This window comes from Novosphingobium sp. (assembly GCF_020852455.1).
In the GTDB taxonomy this organism is placed as follows: domain Bacteria; phylum Pseudomonadota; class Alphaproteobacteria; order Sphingomonadales; family Sphingomonadaceae; genus Novosphingobium.
Genome location: NZ_JADZAT010000032.1, coordinates 129310 through 154107, shown reverse-complemented (window position 1 = coordinate 154107; position 24798 = coordinate 129310). Strand labels below are relative to the sequence as shown.

22 protein-coding genes are annotated in these 24798 nt (G+C 66.6%); 13 read left to right on the top strand and 9 right to left on the bottom strand.

Annotated features, from left to right (window positions below; all coding sequences use genetic code 11):
- The first annotated feature begins 27 nt into the window (after positions 1-27).
- From IT549_RS15200 to IT549_RS15155, 10 genes are all read left to right on the top strand, one after another.
- Positions 28-288 (top strand): DUF6489 family protein, encoded by a 261-nt coding sequence (locus tag IT549_RS15200; RefSeq protein ID WP_292974475.1) that lies wholly within the window; start codon positions 28-30, stop codon positions 286-288.
- 22 nt (positions 289-310) lie between these two features.
- Entirely contained in the window at positions 311-1588 is a 1278-nt protein-coding gene (mnmE, locus tag IT549_RS15195) for a tRNA uridine-5-carboxymethylaminomethyl(34) synthesis GTPase MnmE (RefSeq protein ID WP_292974474.1), read from the top strand.
- Between the two features lie 86 nt (positions 1589-1674).
- Positions 1675-3522: a tRNA uridine-5-carboxymethylaminomethyl(34) synthesis enzyme MnmG gene (gene mnmG / locus IT549_RS15190; RefSeq protein WP_292974473.1), complete on the top strand. Its 1848-nt coding sequence runs from the start codon at positions 1675-1677 to the stop codon at positions 3520-3522.
- Complete coding sequence (rsmG, locus tag IT549_RS15185) at positions 3522-4163, top strand: 16S rRNA (guanine(527)-N(7))-methyltransferase RsmG (RefSeq protein ID WP_292974661.1); 642 nt, start codon at positions 3522-3524, stop codon at positions 4161-4163. Before mnmG ends, rsmG begins: the two co-directional genes overlap by 1 nt.
- Positions 4160-4936 carry a ParA family protein gene (locus IT549_RS15180; RefSeq protein ID WP_292974472.1) on the top strand — a complete coding sequence of 259 codons (777 nt, stop codon included), beginning with the start codon at positions 4160-4162 and terminating at the stop codon, positions 4934-4936. Before rsmG ends, IT549_RS15180 begins: the two co-directional genes overlap by 4 nt.
- Positions 4933-5898 carry a ParB/RepB/Spo0J family partition protein gene (locus IT549_RS15175; RefSeq protein WP_292974471.1) on the top strand — a complete coding sequence of 322 codons (966 nt, stop codon included), beginning with the start codon at positions 4933-4935 and terminating at the stop codon, positions 5896-5898. Before IT549_RS15180 ends, IT549_RS15175 begins: the two co-directional genes overlap by 4 nt.
- 166 nt (positions 5899-6064) lie before the next feature.
- Positions 6065-6580 (top strand): DUF4402 domain-containing protein, encoded by a 516-nt coding sequence (locus tag IT549_RS15170; RefSeq protein ID WP_292974470.1) that lies wholly within the window; start codon positions 6065-6067, stop codon positions 6578-6580.
- Between the two features lie 184 nt (positions 6581-6764).
- Positions 6765-7595 carry a molecular chaperone gene (locus tag IT549_RS15165; RefSeq protein ID WP_292974469.1) on the top strand — a complete coding sequence of 277 codons (831 nt, stop codon included), beginning with the start codon at positions 6765-6767 and terminating at the stop codon, positions 7593-7595.
- Positions 7596-7634: 39 nt separating this feature from the next.
- Entirely contained in the window at positions 7635-10334 is a 2700-nt protein-coding gene (locus IT549_RS15160; RefSeq protein ID WP_292974468.1) for a carboxypeptidase regulatory-like domain-containing protein, read from the top strand.
- A gap of 83 nt (positions 10335-10417) precedes the next feature.
- A complete protein-coding gene (locus tag IT549_RS15155) occupies positions 10418-11572 on the top strand; it encodes an acyl-CoA dehydrogenase family protein (protein WP_292974467.1) in 1155 nt (384 codons plus the stop codon).
- Between the two features lie 53 nt (positions 11573-11625).
- On the opposite strand, the gene IT549_RS15150 is transcribed toward IT549_RS15155, so the two are convergent.
- Together IT549_RS15150 and IT549_RS15145 are read right to left on the bottom strand one after the other, a co-directional pair.
- The gene (locus IT549_RS15150) at positions 11626-12336 is read right to left on the bottom strand and encodes a glycine zipper 2TM domain-containing protein (RefSeq protein WP_292974466.1); all 711 of its coding nucleotides are present in this window, start codon (positions 12334-12336) and stop codon (positions 11626-11628) included.
- Positions 12337-12476: 140 nt separating this feature from the next.
- On the bottom strand, positions 12477-12959 hold the full coding sequence (locus IT549_RS15145) for a GAF domain-containing protein (RefSeq protein WP_292974465.1): 483 nt from the start codon (positions 12957-12959) through the stop codon (positions 12477-12479).
- A gap of 62 nt (positions 12960-13021) precedes the next feature.
- Here IT549_RS15145 and IT549_RS15140 point away from each other — a divergent pair, with 62 nt between their 5' ends.
- The gene (locus tag IT549_RS15140) at positions 13022-14488 is read left to right on the top strand and encodes a sorbosone dehydrogenase family protein (protein WP_292974464.1); all 1467 of its coding nucleotides are present in this window, start codon (positions 13022-13024) and stop codon (positions 14486-14488) included.
- 6 nt (positions 14489-14494) lie between these two features.
- On the opposite strand, the gene IT549_RS15135 is transcribed toward IT549_RS15140, so the two are convergent.
- Positions 14495-15310, bottom strand: a complete 816-nt coding sequence (locus IT549_RS15135) for an ATP-binding protein (protein WP_292974463.1) — start codon at positions 15308-15310, stop codon at positions 14495-14497.
- The gene (locus IT549_RS15130; RefSeq protein WP_292974660.1) at positions 15307-17016 is read right to left on the bottom strand and encodes an acyl-CoA dehydrogenase; all 1710 of its coding nucleotides are present in this window, start codon (positions 17014-17016) and stop codon (positions 15307-15309) included. Before IT549_RS15130 ends, IT549_RS15135 begins: the two co-directional genes overlap by 4 nt.
- A 54-nt stretch (positions 17017-17070) precedes the next feature.
- Here IT549_RS15130 and IT549_RS15125 point away from each other — a divergent pair, with 54 nt between their 5' ends.
- Positions 17071-18021 carry an L-threonylcarbamoyladenylate synthase gene (locus IT549_RS15125; RefSeq protein WP_292974462.1) on the top strand — a complete coding sequence of 317 codons (951 nt, stop codon included), beginning with the start codon at positions 17071-17073 and terminating at the stop codon, positions 18019-18021.
- 3 nt (positions 18022-18024) lie between these two features.
- Here IT549_RS15125 and IT549_RS15120 read toward each other — a convergent pair whose 3' ends face one another.
- The 5 genes from IT549_RS15120 to IT549_RS15100 form a co-directional block, all read right to left on the bottom strand.
- Positions 18025-18852: a head GIN domain-containing protein gene (locus tag IT549_RS15120; RefSeq protein ID WP_292974461.1), complete on the bottom strand. Its 828-nt coding sequence runs from the start codon at positions 18850-18852 to the stop codon at positions 18025-18027.
- A 116-nt stretch (positions 18853-18968) separates the two neighbouring features.
- Positions 18969-19502, bottom strand: a complete 534-nt coding sequence (locus IT549_RS15115) for a CarD family transcriptional regulator (RefSeq protein ID WP_292974460.1) — start codon at positions 19500-19502, stop codon at positions 18969-18971.
- 399 nt (positions 19503-19901) lie between these two features.
- The gene (gene fdxA, locus IT549_RS15110; protein WP_292974459.1) at positions 19902-20240 is read right to left on the bottom strand and encodes a ferredoxin FdxA; all 339 of its coding nucleotides are present in this window, start codon (positions 20238-20240) and stop codon (positions 19902-19904) included.
- Complete coding sequence (locus IT549_RS15105; protein WP_292974458.1) at positions 20237-20548, bottom strand: RNA-binding S4 domain-containing protein; 312 nt, start codon at positions 20546-20548, stop codon at positions 20237-20239. Before IT549_RS15105 ends, fdxA begins: the two co-directional genes overlap by 4 nt.
- The gene (locus tag IT549_RS15100; RefSeq protein WP_292974457.1) at positions 20548-23085 is read right to left on the bottom strand and encodes a helicase-related protein; all 2538 of its coding nucleotides are present in this window, start codon (positions 23083-23085) and stop codon (positions 20548-20550) included. The genes IT549_RS15105 and IT549_RS15100 overlap by 1 nt, the downstream gene beginning before the upstream one ends.
- A 133-nt stretch (positions 23086-23218) precedes the next feature.
- Between IT549_RS15100 and IT549_RS15095 the strand changes: the two genes are divergently transcribed.
- Positions 23219-24796: a M23 family metallopeptidase gene (locus IT549_RS15095; RefSeq protein WP_292974456.1), complete on the top strand. Its 1578-nt coding sequence runs from the start codon at positions 23219-23221 to the stop codon at positions 24794-24796.
- Positions 24797-24798 lie beyond the last annotated feature (2 nt).

Below are 24798 nucleotides of genomic sequence, written 5' to 3'. Positions count from 1 at the left end.
AGACTGGGTGGCCGTGAGGAGTTTGCGATGAAAGTCCATGTCGAGATCGACTGCACCCCCGAAGAGGCCCGCGCCTTTCTGGGCCTGCCCGACGTATCGAAAGCCAACGGCGTCTATATCGAGGCCATCTCGAAAGCGATGAAGGGCGCCGGTTCGATCGATCAGGTGCAGGAATTCGCCAAGAACCTGGCGCCGATGGGGCAGGTCGGGATGAAGCTGTTCCAGCAGTTCATGGAAAGCGGCAGCGCCTTTGCCGCCGGGGCCGGCAAGAAGAAGGACGCGGACTGATCCCGCCGCTCACCCCAGGCCCATGACCGATACGATCTTTGCCCTGTCAAGCGGCGCGCCTCCGGCTGCGATCGGCGTGATTCGCATCAGCGGCCCGCGCGCCGGGGCTGCGCTTGAGGCCCTGGCCGGTCGCCTGCCGCAGCCGCGCTACGCCAGCCTGGCCCGGCTGCGCGACCAGCAGGGCGCCTTGCTTGATGAGGCACTGGTGCTGTGGTTGCCGGGCCCCAACACCGAAACCGGCGAGAACGTGGCCGAACTGCAATGCCACGGCGGGCGGGCGATCGTGGCCGCTATCGAGGCGGCGCTGGGGCTGCTGCCGGGATTGCGCCGGGCCGGGCCGGGCGAATTCACCCGCCGCGCCTTTGCCAATGGCAAGATCGATCTGGCGCAGGCCGAAGGGCTGGCTGATCTGCTGGAGGCGGAAACCGAGCTGCAGCGCCAATCGGCCATGGCCATGGCGGGCGGGGCCTTTTCGCGCACGGTTGAGCACTGGCGGGGCGAGCTGTTGCAGCTCTCCGCCGCGCTTGAGGCGGTGCTCGATTTTGCCGACGAAGACGATGTCGCGACCCTGCCGGCCGATTTCGCCATGCGAATCGGGGCGCTTGAAGATCAGCTCGCTGCCTGGCTGACCCGGCCCCGGGCCGAAGCATTGCGCGAAGGCTTCCGGGTGGTGATCGCGGGCCCGCCTAATCTTGGAAAAAGCACACTTTTCAACACGTTGGTTCAGGCGGATGCGGCCATTGCCACGCCGATTCCGGGAACCACCCGCGATGTCCTGACCCGGCCGGTCAGCTATGAGGGGATCCCCTTCTTGTTTGCCGACACCGCCGGGCTGCACGATGCGACCGACGATGCGGTCGAGGCGATCGGGATCGAACGCGCGCTCGAAGCGCTCGACCGGGCCGATCTGGTGCTGTGGCTGGGGCCTGAGGGCGAAGGCCCGCCGGGCGCCTGGGAAATTGCCTCGCAGATCGATCGCGAGGATTCGCTGGTCAAACGTCACGCCCGGCACCGGATTTCGGCGCTGAGCGGCGCTGGGATCGACGCATTGCGCGCCGACCTGATTGCCACCGCACGGCAGGCCATGCCCAAACCGGGCGAGGCCGCGCTCAACCAGCGCCAGCACGACCTGCTGCGCGATGCCGCCCGTTCGCTCGGCCAGGCCCGGCGTGAGGTGGATCCGCTGCTGGCGGCCGAAGGCTTGCGGCTGGCGCGGGTCGATTTCGACGCCCTGCTGGGCCGGACCACCACCGAGGACATGCTCGACACGCTGTTCGGGCGCTTCTGCATCGGCAAGTGAATGTTCCACGTGGAACATCAATCGGCACGGTTTCGGTGAATCCCTGTTCCACGTGAAACATCGCTGCGCTAAGGCGCAGGGCAATCATGCAGCGTTTCGATGTCATCGTAGTTGGCGGCGGTCACGCCGGGGTTGAGGCCGCTGCGGTCGCGGCGCGGATGGGCGCGCATGCCGCGCTGGTCAGCTTCGATCCGGCGGCGATCGGCGCGATGAGCTGCAATCCCGCGATCGGTGGGCTGGGCAAGGGCCACCTGGTGCGCGAAGTCGATGCCTTTGATGGGATCATCGGCCGGGCGGCGGATGCCGGGGCGATCCATTATCGCATGCTCAACCGGTCCAAGGGCAGCGCAGTGCAGGGCCCGCGCGTTCAGGCCGATCGCAAGCGCTTCAAGGCCGCCGTGCAGGACCTGCTCAAGCGGCAAGGCGACCTGACCGTGATCGCAGGTGAAGCCGCTGCGCTGCGACTGGCGGGTGGCACTGTGCAAGGGGTCGAGCTGGCCGATGGCACCATGCTTGAGGCGCCTGCGGTGGTGCTGTGCACCGGGACTTTCCTGGGCGGCATTCTGTATCGCGGCGAAGAGCGGTTGGTTGGCGGACGGATCGGTGAAGCTTCGGCACAGCGCCTGGCCGAACAGCTCCGCGCCGCCGATCTGCCGATGGCGCGGCTCAAGACCGGCACTCCGCCACGGCTCGACGGGCGGACGATCGACTGGGCGCGGCTGGAGGAACAGCCGAGCGATGCCGAGCACTGGACCATGTCGCCGCTCGGCCCGGGAAGGGCTTTGCCGCAGCTGTTCTGCGCGATCACCCGCACCAATCCGGCCAGTCATGATGTGATCCGCGCCAACCTGCACCGCTCGCCGTTGTTCTCGGGCGCGATCGGGGCTTCGGGGCCGCGCTATTGCCCCTCGATCGAGGACAAGATCCACCGCTTTGCCGATCGCGACGGGCATCAGGTGTTCCTTGAGCCCGAAGGTCTCGACAGCCACCTGGTCTATCCCAACGGCATCAGCACCTCGCTGCCCGCCGATGTCCAGCTGGCGATGCTGCGGACGATGGAGGGGCTGGAGCAGGTGGTGATGGACGTGCCGGGCTATGCAGTCGAGTATGACCATATCGATCCGCGCGCACTGCGCCCCAGCCTGGAACTGCGGGCGATCCCGGGGCTCTACTGCGCCGGCCAGATCAACGGCACCACCGGTTATGAAGAGGCGGCCGCGCAAGGGCTGGTCGCCGGGCTGCACGCCGCCGCTGCGGTGCTGGGCCGCGATCCGCCGGCGCTGGACCGCGCCAACAGCTATATGGCGGTGATGATCGACGACCTGACGCTGCACGGCGTGACCGAGCCTTACCGCATGCTCACCGCGCGGGCCGAGTATCGGTTGCGGCTGCGTGCCAACAATGCCGGGACCCGGTTGACCCCGCTTGGCCTGCAGATCGGCTGCATCGGCGCCGAACGGGCCGAATGGTTCGCCCGCCGCGAGGCTGATCGTGAGCGGTTCGACGCGGCGCTGGAGCAGAGCGCGACCAGCAACGAACTGGCCACTGCCGGGCTGCCGGTGCGCGCCGATACCGGGCGCCTGCCGCTGCGCGAATGGCTGCGGTTCGGCGGGGTGGGCCTGGCTGACCTGGTCCCCTGGCTGTCGGAAGAGCTGCCCGAAGACGCGGAACTGCTGGCCGAGATCGAGGAAGATGCGGCCTATGCCCCGTATCTGGCCCGGCAGGATAGCGAACTCAGGGATCTGCGTGCCGGCGAAGCCCTGACGCTGGGTGATGACTTTCCCTACGGCGCAATCCCCGGGCTATCGCGCGAGATGGTCGAACGGCTGAGCGCCGCGCGGCCCGCCACGCTGGCGGCGGCCGGACGCGTGCCGGGTATTACCCCCGCCGCGCTCGCCGCGCTGCTGGTCCACGCGCGCAGGCGGGCAGCATGATCCTCGAGAGCGAAGCAGCGGCGCGCGACTGGTTCCGCAGTCTGCCCGAATGGACCGAAGCTGCCGAATCGCGCCTTGAGGCGCTGGCGACCATGCTGGCCAGCGAGAACCAGCTCCAGAACCTGGTGGCGGAAGCGAGCCTGGCTTCGGTCTGGGTCCGGCACTATGCCGATTCGGCACAGCTGCTGACCCATGTTCCACGTGAAACATCCTCGCCCTGGCTTGATCTGGGCACCGGCGCGGGCTTCCCGGGGCTGGTGATCGCCATCCTGCGGCCCGAATGCGAAGTGGTCATGGTCGAATCGCGGGCGCGGCGGATCGACTGGCTACAGCGGGTCTGTGCCGAGCTGGAGCTGGGCAATGCCTCGGTCGCCGGCATGCGGCTCGAGGCACTGCCAAGCCGGCCATTTCGCGCCATTTCGGCACGGGCCTTTGCTCCGCTACCCAAATTGCTTGAGCTATCCGCAAGATTCTCCACAAGGGAGAGCGTCTGGCTGTTGCCCAAGGGGCGGTCGGCTCGGCAGGAACTGCAAGAGCTCAAGGGCTGGAATCACCTGTTCCACGTGGAACAATCGCTGACGGATGCGGATTCCGGCATTATTGTCGGCACATTGGCCGGGAAGAAAGGGAACACGCCGTGATTCGCGTAGCGATCGCCAACCAGAAGGGCGGGGTGGGCAAGACCACCACGGCAATCAATATCGCCACGGCCATGGCTGCCACCGGCTGGAAGGTCCTGCTGATCGATCTCGATCCGCAGGGCAATGCCTCGACCGGGATCGGCATCGCAGCGGCGGATCGGACCAGTTCGTCCTACGACCTGGTGATCGAACAGCTGCCGCTCAGCCAGTGCGCGCTGCCAACGCGGATCCCGGGTCTCGATGTCGTTCCGGCAACCGAGGACCTGTCGGGCGCCGAAGTTGAACTGGTGTCGGTCGAGAACCGCACCGATCGTCTGCGCACGGCGCTGGCCGGGGAACACGGCTATGACATCGTGTTCATTGATTGCCCGCCTTCGCTGGGGCTGCTGACGCTTAACGCGCTGACCGCCGCAGACACGCTGCTGGTGCCGCTGCAATGCGAGTTTTTCGCGCTGGAGGGGCTTTCGCAGCTGCTCCAGACGGTCGAACGCGTGCAGCAGCGCTTCAATCCCGATCTGGGCATCATCGGGGTGGCGCTGACCATGTTCGATCGCCGCAACCGCCTGACCGACCAGGTGGCCGACGATGTCCGCTCGTGCCTGGGCCAGCTGGTGTTTGAAGCGGTCATCCCGCGCAACGTGCGCCTTTCCGAAGCGCCCAGCCACGGCTTGCCGGCGCTGATCTATGATCACACCTGTTCGGGCAGCAAGGCCTATATGGCCCTGGCGCGCGAGCTGATTTCGCGTCTCCCGCAGCAAAGGAAAGCCGCATGAGCGACGATCCGGTCGTCCGAATTTCCGTTCCCCGCGCCGAAACCCCGGCCAAGCGCCCGGCGCTGGGCCGCGGGCTGGGCGCGCTGCTGGGCGAGACCCGGCGCGAGGAACCGCTGGTTACACCGCCAGCAGGCCTGAATGCTGCGCCACAGGCAAAGCCCGGCTCGGGTATGGCGATGCTGCGAATCGCCGATATCGAGCCGCATCCCGGACAACCGCGCCGCCGGTTTGAGGAAGCCGCGCTGGCCGAACTCGCCGCCTCGATCGCCGCGCGCGGAGTAATTCAGCCGGTCATCGTGACCCCGCATGGGGCAGGGCGCTGGCGGCTGGTGGCTGGTGAGCGTCGCTGGCGTGCCGCGCAGCGTGCGCAACTTCATGAAATTCCAGCAATAATCCGTGATCTGGATGATCGCGAGATCACTGCGCTGGCGCTGATTGAAAACCTCCAGCGCGAGGACCTCAATCCGATCGAGGAAGCGCGGGCCTATCATCGTCTGGCCGAAGGCGAGGGGCTGACTCAGGCCGAGATTGCCCGGCTGGTTGAAAAGAGCCGCAGCCATGTGGCCAATCTCCAGCGGCTGCTGGCCTTGCCCGAGGCAGTGATCGAACTGGTCGAGGAGGGGCAGCTCTCGATGGGTCACGCCCGGGCGCTGATCGGGGTCGAGAACGCCATCGAACTCGCCCGGCAGGCGATTGCCAAGCATCTGTCGGTACGCGAGGTTGAGCGGCTGGCGCGACGGAGCAGTACTGCCGCCAGCACCCCGCGCCGTGCGCGCGGCGAGCGCGATCCGGGGGCTGCGGCCGATATTGCTGCGGTGCAGAGCCATCTGGAGGAGTTCCTGGGCCTGTCGGTGCGGATCAACACCGATGCCGATCCGCGTTCGGGTGCGGTAACGATCCGTTATCGCACGCTCGATCAGCTCGATCTGATCTGCCAGCGGCTGACAGGTGGCGGAATTTAGGGATTCCCACCGATAGAGTCTTAACAGCGGACCTGGTTCCGTTAACCAGACTCAACAGCAAACACTGAACACTGTGTTCCTACTTAGGGTCCTACGAATGGGGGGTTTGCCAGCCATTCGGAAGCAGCAGAAGTGCTGCTGGCAATTTGAAGGGACCAGAATAACCATGCGTAACTCGCTTCGTCTTGTTGCTGTCGGCGCTGCACTTGCCGCTGCTTCGTTCGCCACTTCGGCTTCGGCTGCTGCCACTGCAACCGCCACGGCCACCGCTGAAATCCTCTCGTCGCTGACGCTGACCGCCGATTCGGCTCTGAACTTCGGTCAGATCGCCCCGAACACCGGCGGTACCGTGACCGTCAACGCCGACAACACCGTTTCGCAGACCGGTGGCGTCGTGTGGACCGGCACCCGCGCTCCGGCCGGCTTCACCGTTACCGGCAGCAACAACGCTTCGGTCGTTGTGACCCTGCCGACCACTGCTTCGACGCTCTATCTCGGCGGTAACCCCGCTGCGACCGACACCATGTCGCTCGACAGCTTCAACACCGATCCGGTTGGCGCGTTCCAGCTGAGCGGCACCGGCCAGGGCAACTTTACCGTTGGTGGCCGCCTGACGGTTGGCGCCAACCAGGCTGCCGGCACCTATTCGGGCACCTTCGACGTTTCGGTCGAATACCAGTAAGCCAGTTTTCGCCCCGACCCGGGCGAGAATTCGAGGGCCGCATCCGCCACGCGGATGCGGCCCTTTTGCTGCCCGGATCCCGGGCCCGGCATGCTTATCCGAATATTAACCCTGTTTGCCTATTCCCGCAGGTGAATTCCCGCAGTGCGCCGGGCACCGCGCGGTAACGATCGAGGGGTCCAGAATGTCGCTTGTCTCACCGCTTCGCCACCTGCTGATCGCCGGTGCCGCCCTGGCCAGTCTGGTCGCGGCTGCGCCGGCCCAGGCCCAGGGCGATCTGCTGGTCGCGCCAACCCGGGTGGTGATCAACAACGGCGGCAGCGCCGAAGTGGTGCTGAGCAACATCGGCACGCAGCCCGCCACCTACCGGATTTCCGCCGAACTGCGCCGGATGAGCGAGGATGGCGACTTCACCGAAGTGAGCGAGGCCGAAGCCAATCCGGCCGAGAAGGCCGCGCTGGCGATGATTACCTTCGCCCCGCGGCGGATCACCCTGCTGCCGGGGCAGCCGCAATCGGTGCGGATCGCGGTGCGCCCGCCCGAAGGGCTGACCGATGGCGAATACCGGGTCCACCTCAACTTTCGCGCGATTCCTCCGGCCCTCAAGCCCGAGGAGGCCGCTGCCACTCCGGCAACCGGACTGTCGATCAAGCTGATCCCGGTCTATGGCATCACCATCCCGGTGTTCCTGCGGCGCGGACGGTTGGAAGGCGGGGCGACTCTCGCCAATCCGCACCTGGTGAAGAGCGAGGCCGGCGCCTATCTCGAGCTCGATATGAACCGCACCGGGCAGCGCTCGGTCTATGGCGAACTGGTGGGCAAGTCATCGCGCGGCGATGTGCTGTTCAACCTGCGCGGGATCGCGATCTATCCTGAAGTGACGCACCGCAAGGTGCAGATTCCGGTCCCGGCCGCGACGCTGGCCAAGCTCAAGGGCCCGGTAAAGGTCGAATATCGCGAACTGCCCGAGAACGGCGGCGCCCTGCTGGCCGAAACCTTGGCGGTTTTCCCCTGATATCGCGTGATTTCAGTTTGTTAGCGGAGAGCTGACGTCATGAAACGCCCCTTCGGTCCGATCCGGCAAGCCGTGGCGCTCAGTGCTGCGGCTTTTGCCGTCTGGGCCGCACCGGGGCTGGCGCAGGGCTGGTCGGCCAACGAGGACGACGCGCTGCTGCTCGAACTGCACACCAAATCCTACAAGGTCGGCGATACGCTGCGCGGCTATCAGACCCCGCGCGGGGTCTGCGTCGATTTCGGCGATCTGATCCAGACGCTCGACCTGCCGGTCCGGCTCGACAAGAAGTCGCGCCGCGCAACTGGCTGGTTGTTCGCGGAGGACCAGCGGATCACGATCGACCGTGATTCAAACATGGTACAAACCGTGAACGGACGTGCCGAAATCCCGGCCGGGGCGATCCAGGACACCCCCGAAGGCTGGTGTATGGATCTGGGGGCGCTGTCGGGCTGGATGGGCGTTCGGCTCAAGCCCGATCTGGGCAATCTGGCGATCCGGCTCGAATCCGACCAGAAGCTGCCGTTCCTCGAAGCGATCGAGCGTAAAAGTCGCGCCGCGCGACTTCGCAAGCCTGAGGACCGCCAGTTCAACCTGGCCAGCCTGCCCAAGGCCGATGCGCCCTACAAGGACTGGCGGACGCCCTCGGTCGATGTTCAGATCCAGGGGCAGTGGAGCAGTCGTTCGGGCGCGGCGCTGCAATACGAAGGGCTGGCCAGCGGCGAAGTGCTGGGCTTCAGCTATTCCGCCCGGCTGGCCGGGATGGATGGAGTGGCGCCCGATTCACTGCGGTTCCGGCTCTATCGCAACGATCCGGACGGCGATCTGCTGGGGCCGCTCAAGGCCACCCGCTTTGCTCTGGGCGATGTCGATACCCCGCAAACCGCGCTCAGCACTCAGAGTGCTTACGGGCGCGGGGCCTTTGTCACCAACCGGCCGCTCAACCTGCCCTCGCGCTTCGGGGTGACCACCCTGCGCGGGGTGCTGCCGGCCGGTTGGGACGCGGAACTCTATCGCAACGGCGAATTGCGCGCCTATCAGGCCGATCGCGGCATCGGGCGTTATGAATTCGCCGATATCGAGCTCGTCTTCGGCGAGAACGAATTCGACGTGGTGCTGTACGGCCCGCAAGGCCAGATTCGCCACGAACGCAGCAACTTCCCCGTCGGGGTCGAAAACCTGCCCGCTGGCAAGACCTGGTACTGGGCGGGGGTGGTCGAACAGGGCAAGGATCTGATCGGCACCTCGCGGACCGTTACCGATCCGCAGACCGGCTGGCGCTGGGGGGTGGGCGTCGAACGCGGGATTGACCGACGAACCACCCTGGGCTTCGCCTACACCAGTTCGGTGCTGACGGGCCGCAGGCGTCATTACCTGGAAGGCGTGATGCGCCGCTCGATCGGGCCAGCCCTGTTCGAGCTGTCCGGCGCGCAGCAATTCGGTGCCGGGCGCGCCTGGCGCGGGGAAGTGATCGGCCGCACCGGCGCGATTCGCTTCTCCGGCTATGCGCTGTGGGTCGATGGCGAGTTCGACAGCGACCGGGTCAGCGTGCAGCAGCGCAGCGAGTTCGATTTCCGGCTGGGCACCTCGCTCAAGCTGGGGGGCTGGCGTTTGCCGGTCGAGGCCGGCGCGCGCCAGACCCGCACCCGCACGGGCACAAAGGTTACCGAACTGTTAACGCACGGCTCGTTCCGGGTCAGCCGCGCCTCATTGACGGTTGAGCTGCTGCACCGGGCGGTCAGCGGCAACCCGGCGCTGATCGCGCACGAGACGCAAGGCACCGCGCTGGCGCTGATCGGTAACACCAGCTTTGGCCGGGTGCGGCTGCGCGGACAGGCGCGGTTCGGGCTCGACGGGAACAAGCCGGGCTTCCAGCAGGCCCAGCTGGTGGTCGAGACCCCGATCGACCGTCAATCCAACCTGCGCGCCTCATACGAGATCGACGCGGCGGCCGACCGGCGTACCTTCACAGCCGGATATGTCCGCCAGTTCAAGCACTTCGCCCTGCGCGGCGAAGGATCGCTGGACAACCGCGGCAATGTCACCGCCGGGCTGACGCTTGCCTTCAGCCTGGGTCCCAATCCGGTCGATGGCGGCTGGCGGGTCTCGCGCGATCGGCTGGCCGAACAGGGCCAGGCCGCGATCGAGGTGTTCCGCGACGATAACGGCGATGGCCAGCGCCAGGCTGGCGAACCCGGGGTCGAAGGCGTCGAGGTCGAGGCCGGCTTCCGCCATTCCGACCAGCCGACCAACCCTTCGGGGCGCACCGTAATCGACGGGCTGGTGCCCTATGTCCCGGTGCTGGTTTCAATCGACGCCGGCAGCCTGCCCGATCCGCTGCTGCGCCCCAAGGGCCAGGGTCTGGTCGTGGTGCCGCGCCCGGGGGTGGCCGCCAAGGTCCTCCTGCCGCTGGCGCCGACCGGTGAGGTCGAGCTGGTGCTGCTGCATCCCGATGGCGAACCACTGGGCGGGGTGACGGTCGAGCTGACCGATCCGGCCGGGCGCGTGCTCTATCAGACGGCCAGCGATTTCGATGGCTACCTGCTGTTCGATACCGTGCCCTATGGCGATTACCGGCTGCGGATCGGCAGCAAGAGCGCGGCCACGCTGAACCTGCGGACCGAGCTGGGCGGCACGCTGCGGATCGATCGCGACCATGCCTCGCAGCGGCTGGGCCGGGTCCGCTCCGAACCTGCGGCCGGGGCCTCATCCGGCTCGCCCCCGATTGCGCGGGCACCTTAATCGCGCGATTAAATAGCGGTTGACCGCCTGCCCGCCCGGGCGATAGGCCTGTCTGCAACACAGCTTGCAGAGAGGATCATTCCATGTCGCTCGATTCGCTGGCGCGCACCGCCTATACCGAGGATCACGAAGCCTTCCGCCAGACCGTCCGCCGGTTCGTGCAGGAAGAAATCGCCCCGCACCAGGCCGAATGGGCCGAAGCCGGGATCGTCCCCAAATCGATCTGGCCCAAGGCCGGCGAGCTGGGCCTGCTGTGCCCGACCGTGCCCGAGGCCTACGGCGGGCTGGGGCTCGACTTCGGCTATAACGCGATCGTTGATGAGGAAAGCGCCTACCACGGCGGGGTGACCACCGGCTTCTCGCTGCAGTCGGATATCGTCGCCAACTACATCATCGCCCATGGCTCGGAAGAGCAGAAGCAGGAATGGCTGCCCAAGCTGGTCTCGGGCGAAGTGATCACCGCGATCGCGATGACCGAGCCGGGCACCGGGTCCGACCTGCAGGGCATGCGCACCACGGCCAAGAAGGACGGCAACCATTACGTGATAAACGGGTCGAAGACCTACATCACCAATGGCCAGAACGCCGACCTGATCCTGGTCTGCTGCAAGACCGACACCGAAGTGCAGCCGGCCTGGAAGGGCGTTTCGATCGTGCTTGTCGAAGCCCACCGCGAAGGCTTCAAGCGCGGCCGCAACCTCGACAAGATCGGTCAGGATGAAGCCGATACCTCGGAACTGTTCTTCGAGGACGTGCGCGTGCCGATCACCAATTGCCTTGGCCAGGAAGGCCAGGGCTTCATCTACCTGATGAGCGAGCTGCCGCAGGAACGCCTGTCGATCGCGGTTTCAGCCCAGGCCGGGGCGCAGCGCGCCTTCGACATGACGGTGGATTACACCCGCGACCGGAAGGCCTTCGGCAAACCGATCCTCGATTTCCAGAACAGCCGCTTCGTGCTGGCCGATCTCAAGGCCAAGCTGCAGGTTGGCTGGGCGCATCTGGACTGGGCGCTGGCCCGGCACATGAAGCGCGAACTGACCCCCGAGGAAGGCGCTGCGGCCAAGCTGTGGCACACCGAACTGCAGTGGGAAGTGGTCGACAAGTGCCTGCAGCTGTTCGGCGGGGCCGGCTATATGAACGAGTACCCGATCGCCCGTGCCTGGCGCGGCGCGCGCGTTACCCGGATCTTCGGCGGGACCAGCGAGATCATGAAGGAGCTGATCGGCCGCAAGCTATAAAGGGCCGGTCTGACCAACCAATGAAAAGGGGGCCAACCGGCCCCCTTTTTGCGTCAGTTCACGCGGACCCGCTTGTCGGGCACCACCCGCACCCGCTTGTCCGGCGTGCGGCGCGGCGGGATATAGCGGATGCGCGGGCGTGACGGCACCGGCACCCATTCCTCGGTCACCACGGTTTCCTTGCATTCGCGCTGCTGCTGCGGCGCTGCGGCAACCGGCATCATCGCCACCGGGACCATCACCGTCATCGGCGCATAGCCCCAGGTCACCTGCTGGCCATAGCCGTAAGTGCCATACCCCTGATGGCTGGTGTAGCGATCGAGATAGGCCTCGCAATAGTCGCGCTGGGCGCGCTTGTCGGCAGCATTGCCGATCGCCCCGCCGGCAACCGCGCCCGCCGCCGCCCCCACAACGGTGCCGACCGTGCGGTTGCCGCGCCCGGCCACCTGGTTGCCGATCACCCCGCCAACCAGTCCGCCCAGCACAGCGCCGCCAACGGTTTTCCCGCTGCCCCGGTTGCGGCGGCATTCGGCCAGCCAGTCGGCCCGGGCCTGATCATAGGCGGCGCGGTCATAGCCCGGCTGCGGTGCGGCGGCTGGCCCGCCGGGCCAGTCGGGGCGCTGATCGGGCGTGGCATTGCCGTAATAGTTTCCGGCCGCATCGACTGCGCCGGGCGGCGGCGGTGCGGACTGCGCCATGGCCGGCGCAGCAAAGGCGATCGACAGCGCGCTGACCAGCGACACTTCGAGACGTCGAGACTTCATGGCAATCCCCTGAAAGGCCGGGCGATTCCGGCGTTAACGCGGAATTTAGCACTGTCAGGCGCAGAGCTCCAAGCGCGGTAACCGGTTCGTGTCGGGCCTGTCCCGAAACGGTGCAGCAAAAGCGTAGTGGTGAAGTGGCGTCAAGCCAGCCCGGCGACCAGTCTGGCCAGCATTTCGATCCCGGCCGCATCCTCGGCGTCGAACCGCGCGGGCTCAGGGCTGTCGAGATCGATCACCGCGATCACCGCGCCATCGCGCAGCACCGGCACGACCAGTTCAGAGCGACTGGCGGCATCGCAGGCGATATGCCCGGGGAAGGCGTGGACATCCGCCACCAGCTGGGTCTGTCCGCTGCGCGCCGCCGCGCCGCAGACGCCCTTGTCCAGCGGGATGCGGATGCAGGCCGGCTTGCCCTGGAACGGGCCCAGCACCAGTTCGCCATCGATCAGGCGATAGAACCCTGCCCAGTTGAGCTGCGGGACAAATTGCCAGATCAGCGCCGCAAGGTTGGCCATGTTCGCTACCGGATCCGGTTCATCCGCGACCAGTGCCGCGGCGGCTTCGGCCAGATCGCGATAGGCTTCGGCCTTGGGTTGATCGGGATCGGGGGCAAAGTGATACATTGTCTCGCCAAATGCTGTGTCAACAGTTGCCGCCACGGCGGCTTGGGCCTATCTCTCGCAACATGTCCACCAAACGCAAGTTGCTTGTCGCCCTCGCCGTGGTCCTGCTGGTCTTCGGTGCGTTCTTCTTCTGGGTCTGGCGCGGAACCCCGGCCAAACACACGCTGGACGAATTGTCGGGCCGTGATCCGGTGCTGGTCGAACCCAAGGCCGAGATGATCCCTTCGGTGGCGATTGCCAAACCGGTCGGCTGGGCCGCGGGCGAAGCTCCGGTCGCGGCCAAGGGTCTGCAGGTGGTGCGCTTTGCCGAAGGGCTGGAGCATCCCCGGGTGATCCACACCCTGCCCAATGGCGATGTGGTGGTGGCCGAAGCCGATTCGCCGACCAGCGGCGGCGACGGGATCATGGGCTGGATCGCGATGAAGCTGATGCAGCGCGCCGGATCGCACGGCGAATCGCCCGACAAGCTGGTGCTGCTGCGCGACGGTGACGGCGACGGCACGGCCGAACAGAAGTTCACGCTGCTTGAAGGCAAGCACCTCGCCTCGCCTTCCGGACTCGCCTGGGCGGATGACCGGCTTTATGTCGGCAACCACGATGCGGTGATCGTGTTCGATTACAAGCTGGGCGAAACCGCGCTGAAGGGCGATCCGCGCAAGGTGATGGATCTGCCCGGCGGCGGCAACCACTGGATGCGCAACCTGGTGCTGTCGAAAGACAACAACCGGCTCTATGTCGCGGTCGGCTCGGCTTCGAACATCGGCGAAAAGGGCATGGAGCTTGAAAAGGGCCGCGCCGCGATCTGGGAAAAGGACCTGACCAAGGACCAGTTCCCGCGCCAGTACGCCCAGGGCCTGCGCAATCCCAATGGCCTGGCCTGGAATCCCTCGACCGACGAATTGTGGGTCACGGTCAACGAACGCGACATGCTGGGGCCTGACCTGGTGCCCGACTACCTCACCAACGTGCCGGTGGGCGCGCACTATGGCTGGCCCTGGGTGTGGTGGAAGAAGCATGACGATGATCGGGTCAAATCGGCGCCGCCCGAATATTTCGACGATTTCGTCCGCAAGCCAGAATATGCCCTGGGCGCACACGTTGCTCCGCTGGGCATGGTCTTTGCGCAGGGCGGTGAACGGATGGGGCCGCAATTTGGCAACGGGGCCTTCATTGCCCGCCATGGTTCGTGGAACCGCACCCCGGCCTCGGGCTATGACGTGGTCTTCGTGAAATTCGATGCCAACGGCAATCCCCAGGGACTGCCGGTGCCGGTGCTGACCGGGTTCCTGACCGGAACCGGCAGCACGCGCGGTCGGCCGACCTGGGTAACCTGGGCCAAGGACGGCGCCTTGCTGGTCAGCGACGATACTGCCGGGATCATCTGGCGGGTGATCGCACCCGGCGCGGCGCCGGGCGCGGCGATCGCGCCGGTCAAGACCGCATCAATGCCGCCGCAGCGCAGCCTCAACAGCGATCCCAACGCCCAGTACAAGGCAATGATGAAACAGGATTCGGAGGTCAAGCAGTAGGCGGGATCAAAGCGCCTTTCCGGCGCGCCCGGCCAGCTCGGTCACGAATTGCCATGCAACACGGCCCGATCGGGCACCGCGCCGCTTGGACCATTCCAGCGCTTCATGCTGGTCCCAGGCCAGGCCGTGCGCGGCGCAATAGCCGGCCACGATTGCCAGATAGTCGTCCTGGCTGCAGTTGTGGAAGCCCACCGACAGCCCGAACCGGTCGGCCAGTGCCAGCTTGTCGTCCACCGCGTCGCGCGGATTGATCGGATCGTCCTGTTCCGACAGGTGACGCGCAACGATTGCACGGCGGTTCGAGGTGACCGCCAGCCGGACATTGCCCGGCCGTGCCTCGACCCCGCCTTCCAGCCATGAGCGCAAGGCCCGCAGGCCGGCGCTGTCACCGTCCTCGAAGCCAAGGTCGTCGATATAGACCAGGAAGCGGCGCGGCTGCCCGGCCAGCGCGGCAAACAGCGCGGGCAAGGTGGCAAGCGCTTCGGGTGCGACCTGGACCAGCGCGATCCGCGCCGGGTCAGAGCTTTGCGCGGCCAGCACCGCGGCGCGCAGCAGCGCCGACTTGCCCATCCCGCGCGCACCCCACAGCAGCATGTCGTGCGCGGCGTGCCCGGCGGCCAGCCGAGCGACATTGGCGCTGACCGTGTCCTTCTGCGCGTCGATCCCCTTGAGCAAGCTGAGCGGCGGCGCGCTGATCGCTGCGACCGGGCGTGCCTGGCCGTCCCAGACATAGGCTGGCGCGCAGGCCCAATCGGCCACGGCTGCGACCGGCCGGACCAGTCGCTCCAGCGCGGCGGCGATCCGGGCCAGTTCGTCGCTCATCCCGCCAGGGCCTCGGCATCGAGCGCATAGAGCAGGCCGGCCCCGGCCGTTGCTGCGGCCTTCAGCCCCAGTGCCTCGGTCGCGATCTGCTCGGCAAAGAACCGCGCGACCACCCGCTTGGCCTCGCCGCCCGCTCCGTCGCGGGCCTGACGCTGCAATTGCCAGCCAGCCACCGCGACCGCGCTCATCGTGCACAGCGGCACCGATCCGGCCAGCTTGTCGTCCAGGCTGGCGCTTTCGCTCATCCAGCTGGCGATCCCGGCACAGGCCTTGGCCAGTTCGGCGATTTCGGGGGCATCGGTGCAATCGCTTATTATATCAGTGAAAAGTGACGCCAGAACGCCGCCCTGCTCGTAACCCAGCTTGCGGGTGACCAGATCGGCGGCCTGGATCCCGTTGGTGCCTTCATAGATCGGCGCGATCCGCGCATCGCGGTAATGCTGGGCCGCGCCGGTTTCCTCGATGAAGCCCATCCCGCCGTGGATCTGCACCCCCAGGCTGGCCACCTCGCAGCCCACATCGGTGCCCCAGGCCTTGAGCATCGGGACCAGACAGTCGGCCCGGGCCTGGGCCCCGGGAACTCCCAGTGCGCCGCGATCGACCTGCCCGGCGGTGTAATAGAGCAATGCCCGCGCGCCTTCGGTCAGCGCCCGCATCCGCAGCAGCATGCGCCGCACATCGGGGTGCTCGACGATCGCGACCGATTCCCGGCTGGGCGAACCGGCCCGCGCCGACTGGATCCGGTCGCGGGCATAGCCGCGCGCCTGCTGCCAGGCGCGCTCGGCGATCTGGACCCCCTGGTTGCCGACATTGATCCGCGCCGAATTCATCATCGTGAACATGGCCTTCAGGCCTTCGTTCTCGGCCCCGATCATTTCGCCCAGACAGCGGTCGTTATCGCCAAAGCTCATCACGCAGGTCGGGCTGGCCATGATCCCCAGCTTGTGTTCCAGGCTGACGCAGCGCAGGTCGTTGCGCTCGCCCGGGCTGCCATCGGGCAGGACGTGGTACTTGGGGACGATGAACAGGCTGATCCCGCGCGATCCGGCGGGCGCGCCGGGGGTGCGGGCCAGCACCAGATGGACCACATTGCCGGCCAGATCGTGCTCACCCCAGGTGATGAAGATCTTGGTGCCCTTGATGTGCCACTTGTCCCCCCCTGCGGGTACCGCGGTGGTACGCAGCGCACCCACGTCAGACCCGGCCTGGGGCTCGGTCAGGTTCATCGTTCCCGACCATTCGCCGCTGATCAGCCGGTCGAGATACAGGTCCTTCTGGGCCTGGCTGCCATGGTGCGAAATCGCCTCGATCGCGCCCACGGTCAGCAGTGGCAGTAGGGTAAAGGCCATGTTGGCGGCGCCCAGGTTCTCGATCACATTGCTGGCAAGGGTAAAGGGCAGGCCCTGCCCGCCATGCGCCGGATCGCCCGAAATTGCGTTCCAGCCCTGCTCGACATAGGCTTGATATGCCTGGGCAAATCCTTCGGGCAGATGGACATTGCCATTGGCCAGCCGCGCGCCTTCAAGGTCGCCCTTGCGGTTCAGCGGGGCGAATTCGCCGGCCGCGAACTGGCCGATCCCCTCGACAATCGCCTCGACCATGTCGGGGCTGGCAGCGGCAAACCGTTCGTGGCTTGCCAGGTCCTCGATCCCGGCGTTGACCCGAATGGCCAGGACCTGGTCGGCGGTGGGCGGTGTGAAGTCCATCGTGTTCTCGCGCTTTTGCTTGGCTTTGCCCAATATCGCCTATAGCGCGCTGGCATGTCCGGCAAGCTTTCAGACCCTGTGGTGCGCGCAGCCGATCCGGCGGGAATAGCCGCAGCGGCTGAATTGCTGCGCGCCGGCCAGCTGGTCGCGGTGCCGACCGAGACTGTCTATGGCCTGGCGGCCCGTGCTGACAGTGAGGCCGCCGTAGCGGCAATCTACCGGGCCAAGGGTCGTCCCGATTTCAATCCGCTGATCGTTCATGTCGCCGGGCTGGACCAGGCACGAACGATCGCTCGCCTCGACGAACGCGCGGAATTGCTGGCCCGGCATTTCTGGCCCGGCGCGCTGACCATGGTCCTGCCGCTCCTCCCCGAAGCGCGAATCGCCCCCGCGGTCACAGCCGGTCTGCCGACAATCGCGCTGCGCTGTCCGGCGCATCCGGCGATGCGCGCCTTGCTTGCGGAAAGCGGCCTGCCGCTGGCGGCCCCCTCGGCCAATCGCTCGGGCGGGGTCAGTCCGACCACGGCCGCGCATGTTGCCGCGTCGCTGGCGGGCCGGATCCCGCTGGTGCTGGATGGCGGGGCCTGCGCGGCGGGGCTGGAAAGCACGATCGTGGCGCTGCGCGACAATGGCTCGTGGCAGCTGTTGCGGCCCGGTCCGATCGACGCGGCGCAGATTTCCGCCGTTCTCGGCACTTCGCCTGACGTCATGACCCGGCCCGAGATCGAGGCACCGGGGCAACTGGCCAGCCACTATTCGCCAGGCAAGCCGGTGCGGCTTGATGCCGAGATCGGCGAAGCGGATGAATTCCTGATCGGGTTTGGGCCTGTCGCTGGTGCAGTCAGCCTCAGCGCCACGGGCGATCTCGCCGAAGCGGCGGCGCGGCTCTATGCCTGCCTGCACAAAGCGGCATCCGCGCCGCAACCGAGGGTGGCTGTGGCGCGGATTCCAGCGGACGGGCTGGGCGCGGCGATCAACGACCGGCTGCGCCGCGCCGCAGCCTGATGCTCAGGGAGCCTTGGGCGGTGCGGGCGGCTCAGGCGGTTCGGGGGCCTGCGGCGGTGGGGGCGGTTCCTTGCCTTCGTTCCTGGTCACGCCGTTTTCGCAGACCAGCGTGCCTGATCCCATCGCGGTAACCTTACAGCTGGCCCGGCCCTTGACCTTGACCGAGCCCGAACCCATGATCGTCGCCTCGACATCGCCATCGGAGGTGAAGGCGGCACCGCCCGAGCCCATGATCGTGATCTTGGCAGTGCCGGTCCGCACCGCGTCAAGCTCGGCCGAACCGCTGCCCATGATCGTCAGTTCAAGGTTGTCGACATTGCCGGCCGCGCGGAAGCTGCCCGATCCGGGCATGGTCACTTCAAGCTTGCCGCCCGAAACCGCCTGCGAATCGATCCGGCCCGATCCCAGCACGGTCACCTTGGCATCGTTGGCGAGAGCGGCCGTGCTGATCTTGCCCGAACCGGCCATGACCACTTCCTTGGGCGCGGGCATGGTGACGTGAATTACTGCCAGCTTGCCGCTGCCTGAAAAATTCTTGTCGGCGCGCAATACGCCCAGCGTACCGTCTTTGAGCGAGAAACGGATCTGTTCGACCGCTTCGGGATCGCCATCGACCTTGATTGCCAGCTTGTCACCCTGGGTAATCTGCACTTCGTCGGGGCCGAACAGCGCCAGCTCACTCGGTACCGGACCATTGAGGTCGATTTCCGAGAGCTTCTTGCCCTCTTCGCCATTGATCGAGATCTTTGCGCCGTCGCAGCCCGAAACTCCGGCCGCCAATGCGACCGCCAGCACCGGGGCGAGAGCCTTGAGGAAGTGACCGAACTTCATGCCGAGTCTCCGTTGTTGTGTGTTATCGATATAATACGGTGAGGCGGCTGTGACAAGGGGCAACGAAAAAGGCCGCCCCGGCGGGACGGCCCTTTGCGTTTCGACAGGTGCCGAAATCAGGCGGTAGCAGCAGCTTCCGCATAGTACTTTGGCGCATGTTCGTTGAGGATCGCAAGGATCTTCTTGAGCGCCGAAGGCTCGTCGGTCTTTTCCATCGCCGCCAGTTCGCGGGCCAGACGCGAGCTGGCTGCTTCGAAGATCTGCCGTTCCGAATAGCTCTGCTCGGGCTGATCATCGGCGCGGAACAGGTCGCGGGTCACTTCGGCGATCGACACCAGGTCGCCCGAATTGATCTTGGCTTCGTATTCCTGCGCACGGCGCGACCACATGGTGCGCTTGACCTTGGGCTTGCCCTTCAGCGTATCGAGCGCTTCACGCAGGGTCTTGTCGCTCGACAGCTTGCGCATGCCGATCGATTCGATCTTGTTGACCGGAACGCGCAGCGTCATGCGCTCCTTTTCGAACCGCAGCACATAGAGTTCCAGCTGCATGCCGGCGATTTCCTGCTCGAGCAGTTCGACCACCCGGCCAACGCCATGCTTGGGATAGACAACGTAATCGCCCACATCGAAGGCCTGCGCCTTGGTCATTACAGAACGTCCTTTCTTTTGCGGAACTTCAGGGGCGGCGCGGTTGTTGCCAATTGGGTTCAACCATCCGGACCCGAAGCTCACGCTTCGGCCCGCAGCCGTCATGTCCTGCTGGTATGTGTCCCGCCTTTCACGCTGCGTAGTCGCCACAGGAGGAGGAATCCTGCGACCCGTCGCAGATTATATAGCATATCCGCAACAATATTTCCAGAGGTGAGAATCCACGCGCTTTGTGCCGCCTTGGGGCGGCCAGGAAAGGCCATCCGGCCTTTCCTTTTCAACACCGGCCCGCTCCCCCAGCCCGACCACCCATAGGGTACCTTCAGCGGGTGGTCGGGCCGGGGGAGCGGGCCGGTGTTGCAAGCTGATCGCGGATGCGATCAGCGCACCCAATAAGCCTCAATCCCCTTCGCCGGGTTCGCCCGAGAAGAACTTGTCGAACTTGCCGTCCTCGCCCTTGTGCTCATCGGCGTCGGCGGGGGGTTCCTTCTTCTGGGTGATGTTCGGCCATTCGGCCGAGTACTTGGCGTTCAGCTCAAGCCACTGTTCCAGGCCGCTTTCGGTATCGGGCAGGATCGCTTCGGCCGGGCATTCGGGTTCGCACACGCCGCAGTCGATGCATTCGTTGGGATTGATGACGAGCATATTCTCGCCTTCATAGAAGCAGTCGACCGGGCACACCTCGACGCAGTCGGTGTACTTGCACTTGATGCAGGCGTCGGTGACGACATAGGTCATGGTAGCGTGTCCCCTGAGGAATGGTCTTCAACTGCGCCTGCTATGGGATTTGCGCCGCGCTCGTCAAGCACCCGATAACACGCTTGCGCTTCACCGGCGGGTCCGCGGCGCCCCGGCAGTTCTCCGATCTCGATCACTTTGACCCGGCTGCGCATCGGCAGGGTCAGCACATCGCCCGGCTTGATCGCGGTTCCAGGCTTCTCGACCCGGCGCCCGTTGAGCCGGATATGCCCGGCCTGAACCCATTGCTGGGCAAAGCTGCGGCTGGCAGCCAGCCGCAGGAACCACAGCAGCTTGTCGATCCGCATCAGCGCAGCATCCCGGCCAGCGCGGCAAAGGCGCTGCCGGGGCGGGGCGGAGCGGGTGCCGGGGCCACACTGCGCGGCGGCTTGCGAACCGGGCGCCAGCGCCAGCGCGGGGGTTGGGGTGGTCCAAACTGACCCTCGGCCAAGGGGCGCGGAACGCTGACCGTGAACCCGGCCTGCCGCAGCAGCAGCGCATAGCCGGCGGTGGCCAGACCGATCGACACGGCCAGTGCGGGATCGAGCACAAAGCTCTTGTGGCCGGCTGCGACCCGCGCTTCATGCGCCGCGCGCAGCAGCTTTTCGGCCATGTCGAGCCGCAAGGCCTGCTTGCCAAGCGCGCGGTAGCCGGGTGGGACCTGCGCTTTGCCCGGCAGCGGCACAACCGGCGGCATGCCCGGCACCGCCGCAGGCAAGGCGGTGCCGCGCGCGGCCAGCAGTGTCCGCCAGGCTGCCAGCGGGCCGGGCTTGACCATTTCGGGCACGAACAGGTCAAGCGCGCCGACCCGTACCCCCAGCCGTGTCAGGCCCTTGCGTTGTTCGCCCGAGAGCAGGTCGATCCCCGAATGCTCCCGCGGCATCATGCCCCCGGCCTCGACCAGCCGGATCAGCAGCGCCCTGAGTTCGGCCCCGGCGGCAGGATCGCTGCTCGCCGCCTCGATCCGGTGCAGCGGCTTCAGCGCCGCCAGCGCCTTCGCCAGCCAGTGTTCAAGCCCCTGCTCCAACGCCTGACGTTGCGGACCCGCCAGCCCGTCGAGCGCGGGATCAAGCTTGATGCGCGGCGCCAGCAGCGATCGCCCGGGGACCAGTCTGGCCACGTCTTCCCCATCCCAGCCCAGTGCGGCACCGTTCAGCGCCAGCGGCGCGGATCCCTGGTCCAGTGCTGCCAGCAGCGCCGCCGCACGCGCGCCGCGCAGTTCGGGCAGGTGCCGTTCGGCAGCGGCCAGCAGCAGCTTGTGGTCCGCCAATCGGGCCTTGGGATCGACCCGGAAGCGGAACCCCGCCAGATGCCCGATCGGCTCGCCATCCACCCGCACTTCATCGCCTTCCAGCGTGACCGGCAGCAGCGCGGCGTCGGCGCCCAGCTTCTTCATCAGCACCGAGGTGCGGCGGTTGACGAAGCGCTCGGTCAGCCGTGCGTGCAGCGCATCGGACAGGCGCGCCTCGGCGGCGCGTGCGCGGGCGGCCATTGCCTCACGCGCCAGCACCCAGTCGGGGCGCTGGGCGATATAGGCCCAGCTGCGGATCGCGGCGATGCGCATCTGCAGGGTGTCGATATCGCCCGCCGGATTGTCGAGCTCGGCGATCGAGCGGGCCACGAAGTCGCTGCCCAGCGTGCCCCTGGCCAGATCCTGCCACAGGCGGGCAACAAACCGGGCATGATTCTCGGCCCCGTACTGGCGAAAATCGGGCAGTGAGCAGACCTGCCAGAAGCGGCTGACCGCGGCCTTGCCGCGAATGCCGGCGGCCAGGTCGGGATCTTCGGCCAGGCGGCGCAGCACCGCCAGATCAATTGCTTCGGGCGCCAGGGCCAGGCCATCACGCTTGGGCGGGCGGGCCAGGTCGGCGATCAGGCTGGCCAGCGAGCTGCAATCGGGCTCCGGCTCGCGCCAGAACAGCCGGGTCAGCGGCGGAAAGCGGTGTTCCTCGATTGCATAGACTTCCTCGGCCGAGAATTCGGCATCGTGGCTGCCGCTGCCGGCCAGGGTGCCAAAGGTGCCGTCGCGCTGGTGGCGTCCGGCCCGGCCCGCGATCTGCGCCATCTCGGTGGTGGTTAGCCGCCGCTGGCGCTGCCCGTCGAATTTGGACAGTCCGGCAAAGGCGACATGATCGATATCGAGATTGAGCCCCATCCCGATCGCGTCGGTGGCGACCAGGTAGTCGACTTCGCCGGCCTGATAGAGCGCGACCTGGCGGTTGCGGGTTTCGGGGCTGAGCGCGCCCATCACCACCGCCGCTCCGCCGCGAAACCGGCGGAGCATTTCCGCGACGGCATAGACCTGCTCGGCCGAGAACGCGACGATCGCGCTGCGCGGCGGTACCCGGCTCAGCTTCTTCGCCCCGGCATGGCTCAGCGTCGAAAAGCGCGGCCGCGAAACCACTTCGGCCTCGGGCAGCAGGGCCTTGACCATCGGTTCGAGCACCCCCGAACCCAGCAGCATCGTTTCCTCGCGCCCGCGGGCATGCAGCAGCCGGTCGGTAAACACGTGTCCGCGTTCGCGGTCGGCGCCCAGTTGCGCCTCGTCCAGCGCGACGAAGGCCAGATCGGCCGAAACCGGCATGGCTTCGGCAGTACACAGCAGATAGCGCGCGTTCTTCGGCTCGATCCGCTCCTCACCGGTGATCAGCGCGACCTGTTCGGGTCCCTTGATCCGGCAGACCTTGTCATAGACCTCGCGTGCCAGCAGCCGCAGTGGAAAGCCGATCGCGCCCGAAGAGTGCGCGCAAAGCCGCTCGATCGCCAGGTGGGTTTTGCCGGTGTTGGTCGGACCCAGCACCGCCTTGAGGCGCGAAGAACGGGCAGAGGAAGGCGGCCGGGACATCGTTGGTCTTATGTGGCCATCGCGCCGCGCTGCCGCAAGCCGCCGGGGCCGACTCATCCCCCGCGTCTTAGGTGAAGTTTAACCACACTCGTGCAGAGGGGAATGGCCAAGACGCAGCTAGGGGGCAGGATTGTTGAAGCCGCGTGAATTGCCGCAGTTCGGGACCGCCGGGGCTTCTGCACCAGCGGCCGTGCTGGCGGCTGCTCCGGCTGTCTCTGAAGAAGCCCTTCCCGAAGGCCTCAAGGAACGCCTGCTACACCAGCGCCAGGCATTGATGGCGCACCTTGCCAGCGATCAATGGGTGCCCGACCTGGCCGAGGATATCGGCTCGGCGCGCTGGTTCAAGGGCCTGGGGACCATGCTGGGACTGGCGCTGTGCGCGCTGTGGTTCTGGCCTGACAGCGATGCGCTGGCCGGGCTGCCGGCGATGCCGCTTGATTCGAACGCGCGTGAAGAATTCCGCAGTCAGATGATCCAGCCGCTCGCACTGGGCGCGGATACCGGACGCCGGATGGGGGCGACGCTGGCCGCGGTGCCGGCAGCGGGCGTACCCGAACGGTCATCGCAGCAATTTACCGCCACTTTGGGCCAGGGCGACAGTTTCGAACGCATGCTGGCCCGTGCCGGCTTGAACGCAGAAGACGCGGCCGCCGTCAGCCGCCTGATCGGCAATGTGATCCCCACCGCGCAGATCGAACCCGGCACCCAGGTTGACGTGGCCCTGACCAGCCGCGACGGCGGGCCGCGCATGCTCGATCATCTGGCTTTCCGCGCCCGGTTTGACCTGGACCTGTCGGTCAAGCGGGTCGGCGGGCAGTTGCAGCTGAGCCAGCACGCAATCACAGTCGATACCACGCCGCTCCGGATTCGCGGGACGGTCGGGTCCAGTCTCTACCTTTCGGCCCGGGCTGCCGGTGCGCCGATCGAGGCGATCCAGGAATACCTCTCGACGATCGACCAGCACATGAGCCTCGACGCGACGATCGAGCCGGGCGATACCTTTGATATCATCCTGGCCTACCGGCGCGCCTCAAGCGGGGAAACCCGCGTGGGTGAACTGCTCTATGCCGGACTGGAGCGCGATGGCCGGCCCAAGGCGCAGCTGCTGCGCTGGGGCAAGGATGGTCAGTTCTTCGAAGCTTCGGGCATGGGCCAGCAGCGCACCGGGCTGATCATGCCGGTGGTCGGCGGACGGATTACCTCGAACTTCGGGGCGCGGCGCCATCCGGTGCTGGGCTATACCCGGATGCACGCCGGGGTCGATTTCGGCGCGGGCTATGGCTCGCCGATCTATGCGGTGGGTGATGGCCGGGTCAGCTTTTCGGGCTGGCATGGCGGGCACGGCAACTACGTCAAGCTTGATCACGGCGGCGGCTACGCCACGGCCTATGCCCACATGAGCCGGATCGCGGTTGCCTCCGGGACGCCGGTGCGGGCTGGTCAGGTGATCGGCTATGTCGGTTCTACCGGGCTTTCGACGGGTCCGCACCTGCACTACGAACTTTACCGCAATGGCACGGCGGTCAACCCCCTGTCCGTGCGCTTTACCGTCTCGAACCAGGTCGATCCTGGCGAACTGTCGGCCTACAAGGCCCGGATGGCGCAGCTCAAGCAGGTCAAGCCCGGCGCCGCGATGCAAAGCCTGGCGCCGCGCCAGGCCACCGTCGGTCCGGTCGGTGGGCACCGCGAGATTGACAAGCTCGCCAAATAGAC